Source organism: Nocardia thraciensis (assembly GCF_054782435.1).
On the sequence record NZ_BAAGSM010000055.1, the window covers coordinates 1 to 1,415 of the forward strand.

Consider the following 1,415-nt stretch of genomic DNA (forward strand, 5'->3'; position numbering starts at 1 on the left):
ACTTCGTCCCAATCGCCAATCCCACCTTCGACGGCTCCCTCCCACAAGGGGTTGGGCCACCGGCTTCGGGTGTTACCGACTTTCATGACGTGACGGGCGGTGTGTACAAGGCCCGGGAACGTATTCACCGCAGCGTTGCTGATCTGCGATTACTAGCGACTCCAACTTCACGGGGTCGAGTTGCAGACCCCGATCCGAACTGAGACCGGCTTTAAGGGATTCGCTCCACCTCACGGTATCGCAGCCCTCTGTACCGGCCATTGTAGCATGTGTGAAGCCCTGGACATAAGGGGCATGATGACTTGACGTCGTCCCCACCTTCCTCCGAGTTGACCCCGGCAGTCTCTCACGAGTCCCCGCCATCACGCGCTGGCAACATAAGATAAGGGTTGCGCTCGTTGCGGGACTTAACCCAACATCTCACGACACGAGCTGACGACAGCCATGCACCACCTGTACACCAACCACAAGGGAACCGACATCTCTGCCGGCGTCTGGCGTATGTCAAACCCAGGTAAGGTTCTTCGCGTTGCATCGAATTAATCCACATGCTCCGCCGCTTGTGCGGGCCCCCGTCAATTCCTTTGAGTTTTAGCCTTGCGGCCGTACTCCCCAGGCGGGGTACTTAATGCGTTAGCTACGGCACGGATCCCGTGGAAGGAAACCCACACCTAGTACCCACCGTTTACGGCGTGGACTACCAGGGTATCTAATCCTGTTCGCTACCCACGCTTTCGCTTCTCAGCGTCAGTTACTTCCCAGAGACCCGCCTTCGCCACCGGTGTTCCTCCTGATATCTGCGCATTTCACCGCTACACCAGGAATTCCAGTCTCCCCTGAAGTACTCTAGTCTGCCCGTATCCCCTGCAGGTTCACAGTTGAGCTGTGAATTTTCACAGAAGACGCGACAGACCGCCTACAAGCTCTTTACGCCCAGTAATTCCGGACAACGCTCGCACCCTACGTATTACCGCGGCTGCTGGCACGTAGTTGGCCGGTGCTTCTTCTACTCCTACCGTCACTCTCGCTTCGTCGGAGTCGAAAGCGGTTTACAACCCGAAGGCCGTCATCCCGCACGCGGCGTCGCTGCATCAGGCTTCCGCCCATTGTGCAATATTCCCCACTGCTGCCTCCCGTAGGAGTCTGGGCCGTGTCTCAGTCCCAGTGTGGCCGATCACCCTCTCAGGTCGGCTACCCGTCGTCGCCTTGGTAGGCCGTTACCCCACCAACAAGCTGATAGGCCGCGGGCCCATCTCGCACCGATAAATCTTTCCACCACACACCATGCGACATGTGGTCATATCCGGTATTAGACCCAGTTTCCCAGGCTTATCCCAGAGTACGAGGCAGATCACCCACGTGTTACTCACCCGTTCGCCGCTCGTGTACCCCGAAGGGCCTTACCGCTCGACTTG

The 1,415-nt window shown here is 58.0% G+C and carries 1 rRNA gene; it reads right to left on the reverse strand.

What is annotated here, in order from left to right:
* A 16S ribosomal RNA gene (locus tag ACYVLQ_RS31750) occupies window positions 1-1,415 on the reverse strand; the annotation flags it as partial.